The following is a 17,518-nucleotide window of genomic DNA, read 5'->3' on the forward strand; positions in this document are numbered from 1 at the left end:
CAACATTTGGTTGATGAACTGATCTAATGCTTTGTTTTTTAATAATCTGGGCTTCATCCAGCCTTCTACTTTTTATGATGCAGTCGCGATGATTTTTTATGGTCATGCATTTTATCTTTGTGATGTTTACCATGATGACCATCAGAATGGTGATTGACTAAATGCTTATGGCCTTCTGGGTCGCCACCATGTTGACCAGAATGAGAGGGTTGATGTTCTCTATATTCTAAATGGTCTTTATTATGTTCATGGGTAACATCTTCTCCATATATACGTTTCATCTTTTCTTTAATAGTGACTTTAGTGTGATTAATTTGATTCGACATAGTTAACTCGTTTATTTGTTTAAGGAACGATGAGAATTATATCGATCGAGAAAATAGATAAATCATGTTCAAATAAAATAGCAATAAAACAAAAATTGAGTGCCGATTGGTGTTTTTATCTTAAGTATTTGATTTTTAAGGTTTGATTTTTATTTTATATAAGATTTGGTGGATGTTATATGAGTTTGATTTATTGGCAGTGTCGATAGGTAGAATGACCAGACTTAAAAAACAAGGTGAACACATGAGTAAGTATAAAGGCGTTATTGTCGGGTCAGCTCTTTTTATATTACTGTCTTTTGTATTTGGCTTTCATTATGTAAAAGGTGAAATGATCAAAGAGAAGGTCGCTAATTTTAAATTGCCAGCTATATCTGTAACAACGGAAAAAGTAAATCAAGATACTTGGGATAAAAGTTTAAAAGTCATTGGTAACATTCATTCTAATCAATCTATTGATGTGACGAGTCAAATGTCAGGCCAAGTAAAAGAGATTCTCTTTACTTCAGGTCAGCAAGTAAATAAAGGTGATGTTCTTGTTAAATTGGATGATGCGTTATTGAAATCCAACTATAAGAGCCAGCTATCCAAAGTTGAATTGGTAAGAGTCGAATTGAGGAGAAACAAATTGCTCCTTAGAAATAACAGTGTTTCAAAAAACTCGGTTGATAAGCTACAAGCTCAATTTAATGCTGAAGGTGCAAAGTTGGAATATATTGCTACGCAAATTGACTACATGAAAGTGAAAGCGCCATTTTCTGGCAGCGTTGGGATTCGTAATATCGATGTGGGTGATTTTATTAATTCAAGCACAGCGATTGTCGAGCTGGAAGACAAATCAAAGCAATATGTCGATTTCTCTATTCCAGAGCTTTATTTACACGATGTGAAGGTAGGGCAAGATTTACAGTTTTATTCAGAAGCAACGAATGACGAAGTCTTTCACGGCACTATTTCTGCCATTGAACCGAGCTCAGACAGCAACACGCACAATATCGAATTGAGAGCCTTGGCTAACCAAGCCGTGCCTTTAGAGGCGGGTATGTATGTCGACGCTACGTTAATCACATCAGAATCGGACACTATCGTGGCCGTACCTTCTGTTGCGATCAGTTACACCTTATATGGGAACACCGTGTTTGTGCTGGATGCGTCGACCAAAAAGGCCAGCGAACATTCGAGCAACGATGCATCACCATTTTACGAGTACAAGGTTGTGCAGCGCACTGTTGAAGTCGGCCCCAAACAAGGTGGCTATGTTGGCGTGGTTTCGGGCTTGAAAGCAGGGGATGTGGTTGTGACTTCAAACCAACACCAACTCAAGAATAGTGGATGGGTTCTGGTTAATAACCAACATCCGCTGATTACTGACAAAAGTACTAAGCAAAGTAACTAGGAAACTCCCATGACATTTACTGATGTATTTATTAAACGTCCAGTTTTGGCTACGGTATTAAGCCTTGTACTGTTGGTGTTAGGCCTTAAAGCCTTCACCTCATTGCAAGTGCGTCAATATCCAGAAATTGAAACAGGCGTTATTACCATTACAACGAGTTATCCAGGTGCCAGTGCATCCAGCGTTCAAGGGTATGTGACGCAGCCACTGCAGGCAGAAGTTGCTCAAACAGCGGGCATTGATTACATGACATCGGATAGTGCTCTGGGTAAGTCGGTTATCACGGTTTATTTGAAGCTAGGATATCCATCTGATAGTGCTTTGACCGAAATTTTGTCTCTCGTGCAGCAAGTGAAATATAAGCTGCCGTCGGGTGTATTGGACCCGAGTATTCTTAAGTCGACGTCTCAATCTCCGATCTTATATGTTTCATTTTCGAGTGACACATTGAAGACGGAGCAAGTCTCGGACTATGTGAGCCGCGTAGTTAAGCCGACTTTCTCTACTGTTGAGGGGGTGTCAAAGGTCGACATATTGGGGCAAGAAGATTTTGCAATGCGAATCTGGCTGAACCCTCAACGACTGGCTTCATATGGTCTGACGGCTGAAGATGTTCAAAACGCGCTCCGTGCAAATAACATTGTGAGTGCGGCGGGCAAGTTGCAAAACCCTTATATCGAAGTTGATATTAACGCTCATACCGATTCAAGTTCTGTAGACGATTTCAAGAACATGGCTTTGAAAGCGCATGACGGGCAACTGGTGCACTTAAAAGATGTGGCGACGGTTGAACTAGGCGCAGCAAACTATGACTCAGACGTTGAATTCAATGGTGTGACTACCGTATCAACGGCGATCAGCAATACGGCAACATCTAACCCATTGACCGTTGTTGAAGGCATTTACGAATTGCTTCCACAGATCCAAGCAGGCTTACCTGAAGGTATTAAAGCGGATGTAATCTATGACTCGACTAAGTTTATCGAAACCTCAATTGATGAAGTAGCAAAAACCTTAATCGAAGCCGCACTGATCGTAGTCATCGTTATCTTCGCCTTTTTGGGCTCAATGCGAGCGATGTTGATACCACTTGTAACGATTCCTTTGTCATTGATTGGCTCTATGTTCTTCATGTTGAGCATGGGCTTCAGTATTAACCTGTTGACGCTGCTTGCCATGGTATTAGCAATATCACTGGTGGTTGATGATGCCATCGTTGTTGTAGAAAACACCTTTCGCCACTTAGAAGATGGCACCAGCCCAATTAAGGCTGCAATAGACAGTGCTCGTGAAATTGCAGGCTCGGTTATTGCGATGACCATTACATTGGCCGCAGTGTATGCGCCGATTGGTTTCATGGGAGGACTCACCGGTAAGCTGTTTACTGAGTTCGCATTCACTTTGGCGGGTTCAGTACTCATTTCGGGTTTCATCGCCTTAACGCTAACGCCGATGATGTGTTCAAAACTGCTTAATAAATCGGTTCTCGACGGAAAACTGGTTAAGAAGATCGATGCAGTGATTGAAGGCGTAACAGAGCGCTATCGAAAAGTGCTCGAACATGTGTTGAACAACCGTGTTTATATTTGGCCTGTGGTAGGAACGTTGCTGATCAGTCTGGTGTTCATGTTTATGAATACTTCATCTGAACTGGCACCTGAAGAAGATCAGGGCGTGATGATTGTGATGGGGCAAGGTCCTGCACAAGCGAATACCGATTACATTCGCCACTTTACTCCGGCTCTGATTGACTCTATCAGCAAGAACGATGAAGTCGAAATGACCATGCTAGATAACGGTTACATGAACAACAATGCGTTCTTTGGTTTGGGTGTTTTGAAAGATTGGGATTCGCGCGAAGCAACAGCAAAAGAGGTAATGCAACGTTTCGAAAAAGAGAGTTCTGTATTACCGGGTTTGCAGGTGTATACCTTCTCTCCACCGGACTTGCCAGGCACACCGCAAGGTCTGCCATTCCAGATGGTTCTGAAAACGCCAACGGGCTCTTATCAAGATCTCTATCAGTACGCTGAAAAACTGAAAGAGTACGCACAGAAGAGTGGCAAGTTCATCTATGTGCAAAACGACCTGAATTTTAATAAGCCACAGGTAGAGATTCGCATCGACCGCGATAAAGCGGCTCAGATGAACGTGAACGCACAAGACATCGGTACCGTGTTGTCTCGCTTTATCAGTGAAGGCTTCGTGAATTACTTCTCGATGGATCAGCGCAGCTACCAAGTTATCACTCAGGTACCTAACGAGAACCGTAACTCTTGGGATGACTTAAAGAACTACCACGTACGCTCTAACACCAATGAGATGGTGCCACTGGCGTCATTGATTGAAATTAGCCAATCAGTACAGCCATCGAAAGTGGATCAGTTTCAACAGCTTAACAGCGCCATGATTGAAGCGAAAATGATGCCAGGAATCAGCATCGGTGAAGCCTACAAAGTAATGGAAGAAGGAGCAGCGAAGATATTGCCTAAGTCTTATACGACGGACACTTCAGGCCAATTGAGACAGTTCCTACAAGAAGGCTCTTCACTGGTTACGACGTTCTTCCTTGCTCTTGTGATTATTTACTTGGTGCTGGCAGCTCAATTTGAAAGTTTGCGAGACCCGCTGGTGGTATTAATCAGTGTGCCATTGTCTATCTTTGGTGCTCTGATGCCACTGTACTTGGGCATTGATACGCTCAACATATACACCGAAGTGGGGTTGGTGACCTTGATAGGTTTAATCAGTAAGCACGGTATTTTGATTGTGGAGTTTGCAAACCAAATGCAACAGGAATTGAAATGCAGCCGACGCGAGGCCGCTATTCGTTCAGCGACTGTTCGAATGAGACCAGTATTGATGACCACAGCTGCGATGGTTGTCGGTGTCGTACCGCTGCTTATTGCAAGCGGAGCCGGTGCGCAAAGCCGATTCTCTATTGGTTTGGTCATCACGGTGGGTATGTCGGTAGGCACATTATTCACTCTGTTCGTTGTACCAACGATATACACCTACTTGGCTGCGGATCACCGCGGGCAAGAGCAAGAAGTTTAGTCCGTTATCTGGCTGCTTACTTTACGCGGCCAATAAACATAAAAGTTTAATCAACACGAGTCCCATTTTATGAGCCTTATCGCTCAGGGATTCGTGCACTCAAAATTTAGAAAACTAGAGGTTCACATGAAACTACATTACCTATTCCCATTGTTCGTTTTATTCACTGCTGGCTGTTCAAGCAACATGCCAGATAAACAAGAAATCCAGAGCGTCGACTCAAATCATTATTTTATTGATAGCCAGTTTGATGATGATAGGAAAGGCGTTTCTTGGATAGCGAAAGACAGCGCGTCACTTCACTTTAATCAATTTGAATTTACAACCGTTAGCATGAAAAGCTCTGGTGTTGATCAGCATGTATCAAAGGAGGTTCAGTCTCAATTTAAAGCACAGATCCATAAGAAAATGGATGAAAAGTTGGCTGATAAATTACAGGGCTACAAGAACGTAGTTTTGGAGAACAAGGAGCTTGATATTAGCGTGAAGTTATATGATATCAATGATATTCCTGAAGACATGCGTGTGACTGAGTTTATCCCAGTAGGTTCGGTTATCGGCGCTGTAAAATACGCAGCAGGTACTCGTGATCGCTCTATTCGTATATTGGCGAGTGTGGTTCTGAAAGATCATGATTCATCTCAGCTCATTGGTCGCCGTATTTTCGTCGTGAACGATAATGGCGTACTTGAGAACGACAAATCAGAAATCACCATTGAGATGCTTGATAAAAACGTTGAGCAAATTACTCAGCAAGCGGTCGACTTTGCGTTTGAAGTGACTTACCAAGATAAAGACCAAGGGTAGAGTGATGCGAGCTCGTAAACAGAACAGCGCTAGTAAACGCCTTGGGGTTGGTGAAAGGCTAGCTGGACACAAAAACACGCTTGCTCTACTGGTTATCGGTCTCGCTGTGAATGCTTCAGCGTATGCCAATACTAGCGGTGTTGATGAACGAGCAAGCTATGAGCAATGTATTTTGTCTTCATTGGCCAAAGCAACCAATCAACAAAGCATTGAGTGGTTAAAGCAGCAATGCGCATCCCAAGAAGCCGTTACATCAAACAAAACACCCGAAAATAAGTTCTCGGGTGAAACCAGCGAAGTCGGTTTAGACTCAATCAGCGAAAGTGCACTTGAGTCTAAAGTCCCGCGATTGAAGATGGAGTATACAACTGAAGATAACCCGTTTGTTATAACGCCTTATCGTTTGAACTACATTTTGCCAGTGACTCACATGACCAACGTGAATACACAGCCATATGGGGATGAGCGATTCGGAGGTAAAGCGGATGACCTCAGTGATGAAGAGATCAAACTGCAATTAAGTTTAAAAATTCCGGTGGCCGATGATGGTGTGTTTAATCAAGCAGATAAAATCTATTTTGGTTTTACGCTCAAATCATTTTGGCAGGCGTACTCTTCTGATATCTCGGCACCATTTAGAGAGACTAACTATCGCCCAGAGATCTTTTACGAAACGCCTTTGAACATCGAGTCAGCTGATGGTGTTTGGTTTTCGCGTTTGGGTTTAGAGCATGAATCTAACGGACGAACGGCAGAGCTTAGTCGGAGCTGGAACCGCGCTTATGTTGGGCTAGGGTATACCGAAGATGACTTTGCGGTTTATTTCCAGCCTTGGTACCGAATTCCTGAGTCGAGTAGTAGCGATGACAACCCTGATATTCAAGACTATTTGGGTCACTATGAATTGTCTGGCGCTTACAAATGGGATGGTTTTGAGGTTTCAGCATTGGGTCGCTACAACTTTCAAACCGGGTATGGTGGCATACAGACATCACTCAGCTTTCCTCTGTATGGCCGGCTTCAAGGGTATGTCCAGTACTACAAAGGCTATGGAGAAAGCTTGATTGATTATGACTACAACAGTGAAAGGATTGGTGTGGGTATTCTGCTAACCAATGCGTTGTAGCGGTTATCGCTTTTTATCAACGATTGAGCGATTAACGATTACTGATTTTTGTGAGAACCCAAAAACACACCGCCTGAGTAAGCGGTGTGTTTGCTATATTAATAGCTAACGGCTAATAGGCTATAGTTAATAGTTAAGAGCTGTTAATCATTGGTGATACCCAGTTTGGATTCAATCTCGGTGATGTTACTTTTGAAAAACAGTGTTTGAGCGACTTTCAAAACCACAGGGTGGCCAGATTCTAATATCGCTTCATAGTAATACTCTTCCGCCATTGAAGGGTTGCCTTGAGATTCTTCTATTTTTGCCAAGATAATCATAGACATCACACTGTATTCATTCCTCGGAATCAAGCTCAGATAGTATTCGGCTTGGTCAGGGTTATCTTCAGTGAGGAAGTAGGCTGCTAACGCGTCATAGACTCGATAAGAGTTAGCATTGTTCTGAGCATTGAGTAACTGTTTTTTGAATTTCTTATTGAGCGCTTCAACCTGCTTATTCTTATTCTTCGATCTCATTATAAAAATGTCGGCAAGCTCATACATGTAACGGTTCGACATAACGAAGTGGTTGTCGGGTTCTAGCTCATTGGCTTGGGCGATCTTAGACAAGGTGTCGGTTCTGTCTAACGTCATGAAGGTGAGCCCGAGCGCTTCAAGGGTGAGCTTTAAGGCTTCTTCTTGTTTGGGTAACTCAGAGATTTGCTGCTTCAATATCGATTTTTGAATATCCAAATTAAATGAATCCAATAGATCATCGAGCATTGAACGCATGGTCGTGTGGAGTGAAGCCGGGTCAATCAGGTAATCTCGACCTAGGTGTCTGAAGTTAGAAATTCGGTTGAAGTAGGTGATATCAAGGTATTCTCTGTCACCATCAATTTCACTCTTGAAACTGATCACGTTGGCTGAATTCGGCACCAAGGTTTCATCGACTACGACACGAAAATCGCGATAGGTGGTCAAGTAGCTCATTAATTTATGAATGATCCCACGCTTAAAGGCATCCGTCTTCAAGTTGTCATCGATACTTACGTAGATGTATCTAGGTTCTAAAGATAAGTAGTGCACAGATTCGTGTGCTTTGTGGGCATCTAGGTTTTGACTGTCTGCTGTTTGATTAAGACGACTTTGTTCCGTTGATTGATTTGAGTCAGCGAGTGGTTGGTTTGATTCATTAGCGGCGGTATTTAAACTGCTCAAATCGAAGGCGTCCGATGTAGGGCTGGTCGGTTTTAACGTCCACCAAATAAGTCCAAGCGCAATAACTATAGCGCCCCCAAATATCACAGCACGAGACGTTCTTTTCTGAGGTTTATTTTCTGCGATAGGCGCTTGTTTGTCGTTAGCCGTCTTATTTACAAGTGGTTGTTGAACGGACTGTGCTGTACTCGAATTGGTATGGCTTGGATCGACATAGCCCGAATCGCTAGGTTGTGGATCGCTAGGTTTCGAAGCGCTAGGTTGCGGATCAACAGGCTGAATAGGCTCTTGTGAAGCAGGTTTTTCTGAGGTTGCATCGATTGAACTCTCTTCAGATTCTTCGAGTACGGTTTTGGCCTCTGAGCCTTGATCGCTTATTAGGTTCTCACCAGTAACCGATTCTGCTTTTGGTTCAACTTGTTGTTTTTTATCCTCATCCAAAACTGGCGATGTATCTGGTGCGTCTGATTGAGTTGAAGGAAAGGAACCAAAAGCATTAGGTGCATGATTCATGTCTGCAACTGACACGGTATTTGTGGTGACACTTACAGGTACTAAGATGGTTTTGTGGACATCAACATCCAGTTTATAACCGCGTTTGGGCACGGTGATGATGTGTCCCATTGAATGTCGTTCAGCCGCTTTGAGTATTTTGCGCAGTTCAAAAATGGCTTGCGTGATCACCTGATCCGTCAAGATTGAGCCATTCCAGACTTCATTAATCAGCTCATCTCGTGAGAATACGATCTTAGGATTTTGGCAGAAAAAGTTGAGTAGCTTGGACAAGCGATTGTCGATGATCACGTCTTCATCATTCATGATGAGTTTGTCTTCATCAGGAATAAATAACCACACGTCGAAAGAGTATTGAATGCGTTCTTTTTTCATAACCACCGAGACTAAGTCATTGTATTAAAATTACTTTAGTAGACATGTTTGGGCAATTCAATTAACCAATGTCTAATTATGATAAGTGGTCGTGCTTTTGAGCGGATTAGTGAGAGCCAGCAAAAAAATAAAAATAATATTGAGACTTATTCGCATTTGTTGATCTCGATAAAGGAACGGTTTAGATTGTCTGGTTAGTATCACTACAACATGAATATTATGAGGTTTTTTATGAGTACGGTCGTTGTATGGGGAGCAGGAAGTGGACTGGGTGCTGCAATTGTTGAGCATTTTCACAAACAAGATTATCAAGTAATAGCGATTGCGAGAAACCCAGAGAAGAACACGCGCTTAGCTGAACTTGGTATCATGACACTGCGTTGTGATGCTACCGATAAAGAACAAGTTGAATCTGTGGTCGCTCAGTTACCTAAATCGGCACTGGTCGTTTCTAGTATGGGCAGCTTCAGAGCTGACGTTCCCGTTGATTACATTGGACACCGACATCTGACTGATGCGCTTGAAGCCAATGGTATCGCTCGATTTGTACTGGTAACGTCGTTGGGGTGTGGTGACTCGTGGCAGCATTTGTCGGAGCGTTCTAGAAAAGGGTTTGGCGCAGCGGTTCGAGAAAAATCCTTGGCTGAAGCTTGGTTAACATCGAGCTCTCTGGATTACACTATTTTACGTCCGGGTGGTTTGTTAGATGGCGAGGAGACTGGCAACGGTGAGCTATCCCAGCAGGTCGAAGTCCATGGTGTGATCTACAGACAAGAAGTGGCGCGTCTTATCGAAGCCTTGTTAACCAATGAAGCGAGCATTGGGCAGATCTATCAGTGTGTTGATCCTACCGTTCAATATGGATAACGTCGTTAAATCTGATTTTTGCTAAAGTCTTCACTCTATAAAGCTATAAATCTATAAGCTTATAAATCCCAGAGGTCGTTTAGCTAAACTAAGCGGCTTTTGTTTGCTTCCTCATTTTTCTCTAATTCCTGTTTTTCTCATCCTTAATTATCTCTTTCGGTCTTTTTCTCGTATTAGAGTGGCGCTCTCTTAATCTAGATTAAGTTTCCCCTAGTTTATTCTCTGTAGTATCCGCCTGAATCAGTGCCCATGCTTAATGGGGTAACTCGCGTAACATGATTTTGAGAGGAAGACACTTGAGCACTTTGTTTACAGAAACCCACATTGGCAAGATGACACTAAAGAATCGCTTCGTGAGAAGTGCAACGTGGGAAAATATGGCCACTGAAGATGGCCATATGACAGATAAACTTTACGCTATCTATGAAGAATTGGCTCAAGGTGAAGTCGGCCTGATCGTGACGGGTTATGCGAACATCGTTGAAGAAGAAAAGCCTAACGCGGGCATGATGGGGATGTATAACGACTCATTCATTGAAGAGTATCAGAAGCTAACTCAATTGGTGCACGACAACGGCTCTAAAATCGTGATGCAATTGGCTTATGGCGGCACGAAAACCACGTATGATCTTGGCGAACGAGTGATCTACGCACCAAGTGAAGTACCAGAAAAAGGAACTCAAACACTGGGTAAAGCGATGACCAAAGACGAGATCGACTACATTGTTGATGCCTTTGCTCAAGCGTCATTAAGAGCACAGAAGTCAGGCTTTGATGGCGTCGAAATTCATGCCGCTCACACCTACCTGATTAACCAATTCTTAAGCCCGTATTACAACCAACGTGAAGATGAATACGGCGGTAGCTTAGAGAATCGCATGAGACTCTTGTTAGAGATCTATATTGCGACTCGTAAGTTAGTTGGCGACGATTTTACTATCTTGGTTAAGCTCACCGCTTCTGAGTTTTTTGAGGGTGGTGTAACCTTTGATGAAACTCGTTTAGCTTGTAAAAAGCTAGAACAAGTGGGCGTGGACGGCATTGTGGTTTCTGGCAATATTCATGGCAAAGCCGACACCATGATTGGTGAATCTCACGATGGCTTTACCATTCAAGCTGAAGGCTACTTCCATGAATATGGTCACGCGATCAGCCAAGACGTTAATATCCCAGTTATCACGGTTGGTGGCTTAACCGATTATGATGCCATTCAAGCTATCGCGAACAACACGGGCATTGAATACTTCGCGCTTTCACGACCTTTGCTTTCTGAACCTAATTTAGTTAAGCGTTGGAAGGAAGGTGATAGAAGCCCTGTAGAATGTGAACGATGCTCTAAGTGTCGTACCAAGCGCGGTAACTTCTGCGTGGTGAATAAAGACAGAAAAGTACAACTTGCTCGCATGTAGCCGCTGATCCTAAATCCAAGTGTAAGCCTAAGTTTATAAACAAGCCTGAGCCTGTGTAATACCACAAGTTCAGGCTTGTTTTTTTATTCGACAAAGCGATATATGAAACCTTATTTATCACATTCCTCTGTCAAATTGATACATATAAACGGATACAATACATCAATGAGCTTTCTAACTAAGCTATTGTAACAAGCTATTTTAAACAAGTTATCGTAAAAAAACCGAGCATATTGTGAAATTACTCCCTCTCTTAAAGCAACCTCGAATCCACTGACGCCTTTTTAGTTTCAGCGACATTACGATTATTTTAACTGTGACTACACTATTGATGTATCCGAGCACCAAGTGCTGCTGCATCAGCGAAGTTGTACGAGTTAGATCTGTATTGTCGAATATATTGATATTTAAACGAATAAAACTAAATAGATCATTCAGAGGTAAAAATGCAAAAGAAGCATTGGTCCAAATTCGAGTTGCTGCATGAAGTCGTAACCAACCCAAATATTCACGTAAAAGGTCAACACAGTTATTACAGCGATTGCTGGGATAATGGCTTCGAACAATCGGTAGTGCGTTATTTACATGGTGACGAAGTTAGCCGCCAGTGGGAGCCTCGATGGGAAATCGACGAACTCTATATTGGTGACTATGTCTGTATTGGTGCAGAGGTTGTGATTTTGATGGGCGGTAACCATACACACAGAGTTGATTGGTTTTCACTGTATCCATTTATGGATGTTATCGACGACGCCTATATCGGCAAAGGCGATACCCATATTGAAGATGGGGTGTGGTTAGGCATGCGAGCGATGGTGATGCCCGGCGTTACGATTGGCGAAGGCGCTGTGGTTGCAGCGAATAGTGTGGTGACTAAAGACGTCGCTCCATACAGCGTTGTCGGTGGTTCACCAGCTAAAGTCGTCAAATACCGCTTTGATGAGTCCGTTATTGACGAGCTCATTTCATTCAAAATATACGAGTGGCCCTCAGATAAATTTGAAGCGCTGAAACCGTATTTATGTAACTCAGACTTTTCAAAGTTAAAGCAGGCGATAACGGATTACGACAACTGTTTGTAAGGAGCGTTTTTAAGGTATAGGTATAGCCACAGATTTGTGTAGAAAGATCTGTGTCTTATTTATATTGAAAAACACGTTAAATCAGTCCGTTACCTTGCAATACTCAACATGGTGTACCAATCTTATTTCATAAGCATGGATAAGGATTGTGTATGCCCGCAAGTTCAATGAAAAACAAAGGGGTGGTAGGAAAAGTCCTACTGCCTTCTTTACTCATAAATCTCCTCTCTCTCGCCGTTCCGTTAACGGTTTTACAAATTTACGATCGTATTTTACCTAACCAAAGTTACGGTACTGCCACTTTGTTGTTGGCGGGCGCAGCGTTGGCTGTTGCCATGGAAGCATTGATCAGGTTTGTGCGTACTTGGCTTTTGTCAGCCGCGGCCAGCAATACCGAGAAAGCGACCTATCAAACCTTGGTTGAAAGAGTAACAACGGCTTCATCAGGCCATCTCCGCCACATTGGTGTTGGCGGCGTGGAAGAGGGGCTGGGCTCAGTATCAAAAGTCAAAGATTGGTATTCCGGTGGTGTGATTGCAGGCTTTATTGATTTGCCTTTTGCATTGATCTTCTTGGGCTTGGTGGCTTACATCGGCGGAGAGCTAGTGGCGATACCTTTGGCAGTTTGGCTGATTACACTCGGTATTGTTTGGTTATCTTCGGTTCGCGTTAAAAGCCTAAGTGAAGAAGCTTCTCAAGATGATCAGGAGCGAAAAGCGTTCTTGATTTTGCTAAGCCAAACCATTCAGGGAATCAAACGTCAGGCTGTTGAGTCTCGAATCTTCAATCAGTTTAAATCCCTCAATAATGTTCGCTCTCAGTCGAAAGCGAGAGAAGAGGAACAAAACGCCTTCGCCCAAGAATGTATTCAACTTGCCGCATTAGCGACGTCAGTTTTACTCGTGATCACTGGCAGCTTATGGGTGTTGGATGGTCAGTTAACTACTGGTGGCTTGGCGGCATGTTCTATTTTATCTGGCAGAGCGGTTGCGCCTTTGAGTGCTTTAGTGGGAGTTCGAATCAAGCTTAATTCAATACACAGTGCCAATCAGGCAATAGAAAAATTGAGTGACTTATCACTATCGGAATCTTCAGATTCTGAGCAAGCTGAGAGCCACTTATCTGACTTTGAGACGTTGGAAATCAAGCAAGCGACCGTTGAAAGATACGGTGAACTCGCTCATGTAGATGTCACATTGAATAAAGGTGAGTTGGTATTGTTAGAGAGTGAGGATCGCCACACCAACAGTCATTTATTGTCGTCGATTGCCGGTATTGATGATCTAAAAGCGGGTGAGTGCTTCATTAACGGAGCTGCAGTTTCAATCGCATCCGTAACCAATATTGCGGCCTACTGTGGCGTTAAAGGGCAGTTGGTGTCGGGTACTATTCTCGACAACTTGTGCGGGTTTGACCCCGAGAAAACGCAAAGCGCCAGTGACTATGCAAAGCGTTTGGGTTTAACCAAAGAGATTACTCGATTACCCGATGGACTAGAGACACAAATTGGCCATACGAGTGCTTCTTTGTTGAGTATGGGTAACGTGAAAATGCTCAACATCGCGGCTCAATTGGCAAGTGATAAACCCATAATCATGTTGGAAAGGCCGGATTCTTCACTTGATTTAGACGCCCTTGGGAATCTATCTAAGGTGTTGGAAGAAGAAGTGACGGCAGGACGCACGATACTAATGGTGAGCTACCATTCGAAACTTCGCGAATTAGCTAATCGAATCATTACGGTGGAAAGTCGAGCTATTGCCGAAGAAAGTGAGATCAAGCAGGAGGCCTTCGTATGAATCGTATTGATGCTAGTAACCCTTCAGGTACGCGCCACCGTGCAGATACCAGCGGTCGACAAGAGGTGATGAATCATTTAGAAACCGAGAGTCTATCCGTTCTTAAGCAGTTGGAAGTGAATGCGAATATCCAGTTGTTCGCACATCAATGGGTCGATGAGAATGGCATTGAATCAATAGACGATATGTTTGCCATGTTCGACAGGCTTGCATTGCCCTATCGCTTGGTTGCCAACCTAGATGAAGTTGGCGAACACAAACTCGTATTACTGGTGCTTGGTGAACATGAGTTGGTCTCTGGTCATATAGAATCGAAACAGTTTTTTGCTTTTGATACCAATGAAGACATTACCCAGATCCCACAGTTTTGTATTGTTATCGAAGGTCCACCACTAGAGAAGGCTTCTCCTGATTGGGTTGGCGAACGGCTACATGCGTTTCGCCCCATTATTCCTAAATTACTGCTAGTCAGTTTTATCACTAACTTATTTGCGCTTGCCGTTCCTTTCATCACGATGTCGATTTATGACCATGTGATTGGTGGTGATGCAGGGCATGAGCTGCAAGGTATCGCCATTGGCGCGGCGTTGTTGTTTGTGATGATGGGTTGGTTGAGAACATTGCGTAGCCGAGTGTTTGCTTCAGTTTCCAACCGAGTAAGTCGTGAGATATCTCAATCTCTTGTGCAGCGTCTACTTCGAAATAGCTATGCTCAAAATCAGCAAACAGCCTCGTCTAGTCAGCAAAACCAAGTGATGCTGTCAGAGCGTATTTCAGGAGTGCTATCTGGGCCATTAGGAAATGCGCTGTTTGATCTGCCATTCATTCTTATTTTTGTACTTGCGATAGGTGTTTTAGGCGGATGGTTGGTACTGGTTCCAGTGGTCTCTTTAATCCTTTATTACTTGCTAGCAAAACGCTCGATACGCTCTAGCAGCAAGCGCTCAATGCAATCGACAGTGGCAGGTACAAATCGTCAAAACATGACTAATGAGCTGTCATCCAAGCTTGCCTTTATTCGCAGTGCTGGATTCTCAGAGCACTGGATTCAACGCTTCAAAAAGGCCAATCTTCTTGCTTCAACAGTGACCTTTAATCAATCGGTTCTCCAGAGTCGGTACACCTCGATTTACTACTTCATTGGTGTGGGGTCTACAATAGCTGTGATGGGGCTAGGCATAGGACTTATTTTTGAACAAGTGATGACACCCGGTGGTTTGATTGCTTCAATGATGTTGATATCTAAGGTGACTGGCCCTGCTCAGGTGTTGGCAAACAGTGCGATGCGTTTTAATAGCTTTAATCAATCCAAGCTGCAAGTGAACCGTATTTTGTCTCAGCCGTCCGAGCGAGAGTTCAGTTACCAGCATCACCCGTTGCCGACAGTAGCGCCTAACTTGAAATTAGACCAAGTGACTCTACGTTATCCGAAGCAAAGTCGTCCTGCATTGAGTGGTGTGAGTTTTGATATTGAAGCGGGTGAAATTGTCGCAATTACTGGTCCTTCTGGGAGTGGTAAATCAACATTGATCGAAGTGTTGTCTGGCTTACAGGCTATCCAAAACGGCATGGTCGAGCTTGAAGGCGTTAACCTCGTTCAATACGATCCGCAACTTTATCGCCACTGGTGCTTCATTCGAGCAGCGTATCCTGATTTGCTCACGCTGAGTATTCGAGAGTGGCTAAACGACGGTCATAAAGTCGAAGATCAGAAAATGATCTCTGCAATTGAAATGGTGGGCGGAAAACGTTGGTTCGAGACATTATCCGGTGGGCTCGATACTTCCATCAGCAGTATTCAGCCGGACAGCCTTTTTGACATGTTGTCTGGCAGCGTCGCGCAGATCCTCATTGACGCGAAAGCGCTGGTTTATGACTACCCTATGTTCTTAATGGATAATCCTGTGCCGGATGCTCACCCAAATGCTAAACGTATATTTGGTGAGTTTGTGCAGTCGAAAAAAGGAAAAGCAACCGTGATCTACACGTCCCACGATCCGGATTTAATCAAGCTTGCCGATAAAGTTGTGGTATTAAATGAAGGTGCAGTGGTTTATGCCGGTCCATTAGAGCCGGAGCAGTCTTCGAAGCAGGAACAGCCTTCAGAGCCTCAAGCTTCTCAAGAACCGCAGTTATCTGAGCAACAGTTATCTCAAGAGCTACAGCCGTCAACTCAAGAGGCGTCTGCTCAACAAAATGCAGCCCAACAAGAACAATCAAAGTCTAAGCAAGGAGTCGCTAATGACTAAACAATCTATCGAGAAGGGCAAGCGCTACGGTGAACTTGTTGAATCACAAAATACGGCTCGTACATTGGCGCTGGCCACATGGTCGGTTGCCTTATGTGTTATTGCTTTTGCTACTTGGTCTGTAGTCACTCAAGTTGATGAAATCGCCAAAGCCAAAGGTGCTGTGATTCCGGAAGGCGAGAAGCAAGTATTACAAAGCGCGATTGGCGGTAAGTTAAAGCAAATTCTCGTTAAAGAAGGCCAGTTGGTAGAGAAAGGCCAGCCGCTTGTTGAGTTTGATGCCACTTTTCAGCGTACCGCCCTTGAAGAGCTAAAGTCCCAACAAGTGACGCTTCTAGCCAGTGTGGAACGTATGAATGCGCTGCTTGAGCAGCGTGAGCCTAACCTTGCTGAGTTTGAGGTCGATTACCCAGAGATCGTCAGCCAACAAAAAGCGCAGCTGAACGCGCAAAAAGCCCTCTACTTCCAAAAGCGAGTGGTGCTTGAGAAAGAGAGCGAGCAAATTGCAGAGCAGCTTCGTAGCGTGGAAAGGGCCTTACCTAGTTATGAGAAAGAATTGAATGCGACTAAGCAAGAGTTGAACATACTAGAAAAGGGTTATAAATCGGGCAATATTTCACGCTTACGTGTGCTTGAAATACGTCAAAAACTGGCCAGTATTGAGCAGAAAATTGAAGAAGCTCGTGGCAAGAAGTCGGTATTGATTAGACAAGCTGACAGTAATGATCAAAAAATCATACAACTTCTTGCGGAGGCAAAAGCTAAAGTGAGCGATGATCGTTCTAAAGCCGTATCTGATTTATCTGCATTGAATGCCAGAGTTCGTTCAAGCCAAGCAAAGTTGACCAACACCATGTTAGTGTCGCCGCTACAAGGTTTGGTGCAAAGCTTGCCAAGTACACAAAACGGAGGCGTTATTCAGCCGGGTGGGACAGTGGTTGAAATTGTTCCTGTTGGTGGGAAAGCCGACTTTAAAGCCCGTTTATCACCAAGAGATATTGGTTTTGTGAGTCTAGGGCAGCCGACTCGTATCAAGATTGATGCGTTTGATTACAGCCGCTTTGGGGCGCTAAAAGGGGCGGTTGAGAGTATTTCACCGACCACAAGTCAAAGCGAACGCGGTGAAATCTATTATGAAGTAGTCGTCTCGGTGGATGTTCCTTATTTCCGTGATAATCCGGAGAGCTTTTCTATCTTGCCAGGTATGACGGGCGAGGTAGATATTACAACCGGTGAGAAGTCCGTTTTCCAATACCTGTGGAAGCCAATTTACACGAACGTGAGCGTCGCATTTGGTGAAAGGTAGCTAC

Annotated in this window: 12 protein-coding genes; 10 read left to right on the top strand and 2 right to left on the bottom strand. The window is 43.7% G+C overall.

Annotation, left to right across the window (positions count from 1 at the left end; translation table 11 throughout):
• Window positions 1-65: 65 nt before the first annotated feature.
• Complete coding sequence (locus M4S28_RS21935; protein WP_249632859.1) at window positions 66-326, bottom strand: hypothetical protein; 261 nt, start codon at window positions 324-326, stop codon at window positions 66-68.
• Window positions 327-570: 244 nt separating this feature from the next.
• Here M4S28_RS21935 and M4S28_RS21940 point away from each other — a divergent pair, with 244 nt between their 5' ends.
• The 4 genes from M4S28_RS21940 (at window position 571) to M4S28_RS21955 (ending at window position 6,712) form a co-directional block, all read left to right on the top strand.
• On the top strand, window positions 571-1,722 hold the full coding sequence (locus M4S28_RS21940) for an efflux RND transporter periplasmic adaptor subunit (protein ID WP_445329539.1): 1,152 nt from the start codon (window positions 571-573) through the stop codon (window positions 1,720-1,722).
• A 9-nt stretch (window positions 1,723-1,731) separates the two neighbouring features.
• Window positions 1,732-4,779 carry an efflux RND transporter permease subunit gene (locus M4S28_RS21945; protein ID WP_249632861.1) on the top strand — a complete coding sequence of 1,016 codons (3,048 nt, stop codon included), beginning with the start codon at window positions 1,732-1,734 and terminating at the stop codon, window positions 4,777-4,779.
• A 126-nt stretch (window positions 4,780-4,905) separates the two neighbouring features.
• Window positions 4,906-5,586: a DUF3313 family protein gene (locus M4S28_RS21950; protein ID WP_249632862.1), complete on the top strand. Its 681-nt coding sequence runs from the start codon at window positions 4,906-4,908 to the stop codon at window positions 5,584-5,586.
• A gap of 4 nt (window positions 5,587-5,590) precedes the next feature.
• Complete coding sequence (locus tag M4S28_RS21955) at window positions 5,591-6,712, top strand: phospholipase A (RefSeq protein ID WP_249632863.1); 1,122 nt, start codon at window positions 5,591-5,593, stop codon at window positions 6,710-6,712.
• A gap of 143 nt (window positions 6,713-6,855) precedes the next feature.
• On the opposite strand, the gene M4S28_RS21960 is transcribed toward M4S28_RS21955, so the two are convergent.
• Window positions 6,856-8,802, bottom strand: a complete 1,947-nt coding sequence (locus M4S28_RS21960) for a winged helix-turn-helix domain-containing protein (RefSeq protein WP_249632864.1) — start codon at window positions 8,800-8,802, stop codon at window positions 6,856-6,858.
• Between the two features lie 231 nt (window positions 8,803-9,033).
• Here M4S28_RS21960 and M4S28_RS21965 point away from each other — a divergent pair, with 231 nt between their 5' ends.
• The 6 genes from M4S28_RS21965 (at window position 9,034) to M4S28_RS21990 (ending at window position 17,514) form a co-directional block, all read left to right on the top strand.
• Window positions 9,034-9,669, top strand: a complete 636-nt coding sequence (locus tag M4S28_RS21965) for an SDR family oxidoreductase (protein WP_249632865.1) — start codon at window positions 9,034-9,036, stop codon at window positions 9,667-9,669.
• A gap of 353 nt (window positions 9,670-10,022) precedes the next feature.
• A complete protein-coding gene (locus M4S28_RS21970; RefSeq protein ID WP_249633758.1) occupies window positions 10,023-11,078 on the top strand; it encodes an NADH:flavin oxidoreductase in 1,056 nt (351 codons plus the stop codon).
• Between the two features lie 446 nt (window positions 11,079-11,524).
• Window positions 11,525-12,160 carry a CatB-related O-acetyltransferase gene (locus M4S28_RS21975; protein ID WP_249632866.1) on the top strand — a complete coding sequence of 212 codons (636 nt, stop codon included), beginning with the start codon at window positions 11,525-11,527 and terminating at the stop codon, window positions 12,158-12,160.
• Between the two features lie 152 nt (window positions 12,161-12,312).
• Window positions 12,313-13,959 carry an ABC transporter transmembrane domain-containing protein gene (locus tag M4S28_RS21980; RefSeq protein WP_249632867.1) on the top strand — a complete coding sequence of 549 codons (1,647 nt, stop codon included), beginning with the start codon at window positions 12,313-12,315 and terminating at the stop codon, window positions 13,957-13,959.
• Window positions 13,956-16,208 (top strand): ABC transporter transmembrane domain-containing protein, encoded by a 2,253-nt coding sequence (locus M4S28_RS21985; protein WP_249632868.1) that lies wholly within the window; start codon window positions 13,956-13,958, stop codon window positions 16,206-16,208. Before M4S28_RS21980 ends, M4S28_RS21985 begins: the two co-directional genes overlap by 4 nt.
• On the top strand, window positions 16,201-17,514 hold the full coding sequence (locus tag M4S28_RS21990; protein WP_249632869.1) for an HlyD family type I secretion periplasmic adaptor subunit: 1,314 nt from the start codon (window positions 16,201-16,203) through the stop codon (window positions 17,512-17,514). The genes M4S28_RS21985 and M4S28_RS21990 overlap by 8 nt, the downstream gene beginning before the upstream one ends.
• The last annotated feature ends 4 nt before the right edge of the window (window positions 17,515-17,518 follow it).

It is taken from the genome of Vibrio sp. J383 (assembly GCF_023503985.1).
GTDB classification, from domain to species: Bacteria; Pseudomonadota; Gammaproteobacteria; order Enterobacterales; family Vibrionaceae; genus Vibrio; species Vibrio splendidus.

What these genes read in the sequence shown, in the direction of transcription:
- M4S28_RS21965 (WP_249632865.1), top strand. Translation starts at nt 9,034, where the DNA reads ATGAGTACGGTCGTTGTATGGGGAGCAGGAAGTGGACTGGGTGCTGCA.
- M4S28_RS21945 (WP_249632861.1), top strand. Translation starts at nt 1,732, where the DNA reads ATGACATTTACTGATGTATTTATTAAACGTCCAGTTTTGGCTACGGTA.
- M4S28_RS21960 (WP_249632864.1), bottom strand. Translation starts at nt 8,802, where the DNA reads ATGAAAAAAGAACGCATTCAATACTCTTTCGACGTGTGGTTATTTATT.
- M4S28_RS21975 (WP_249632866.1), top strand. Translation starts at nt 11,525, where the DNA reads ATGCAAAAGAAGCATTGGTCCAAATTCGAGTTGCTGCATGAAGTCGTA.
- M4S28_RS21985 (WP_249632868.1), top strand. Translation starts at nt 13,956, where the DNA reads ATGAATCGTATTGATGCTAGTAACCCTTCAGGTACGCGCCACCGTGCA.
- M4S28_RS21940 (WP_445329539.1), top strand. Translation starts at nt 571, where the DNA reads ATGAGTAAGTATAAAGGCGTTATTGTCGGGTCAGCTCTTTTTATATTA.
- M4S28_RS21980 (WP_249632867.1), top strand. Translation starts at nt 12,313, where the DNA reads ATGCCCGCAAGTTCAATGAAAAACAAAGGGGTGGTAGGAAAAGTCCTA.
- M4S28_RS21950 (WP_249632862.1), top strand. Translation starts at nt 4,906, where the DNA reads ATGAAACTACATTACCTATTCCCATTGTTCGTTTTATTCACTGCTGGC.
- M4S28_RS21990 (WP_249632869.1), top strand. Translation starts at nt 16,201, where the DNA reads ATGACTAAACAATCTATCGAGAAGGGCAAGCGCTACGGTGAACTTGTT.
- M4S28_RS21955 (WP_249632863.1), top strand. Translation starts at nt 5,591, where the DNA reads ATGCGAGCTCGTAAACAGAACAGCGCTAGTAAACGCCTTGGGGTTGGT.
- M4S28_RS21935 (WP_249632859.1), bottom strand. Translation starts at nt 326, where the DNA reads ATGTCGAATCAAATTAATCACACTAAAGTCACTATTAAAGAAAAGATG.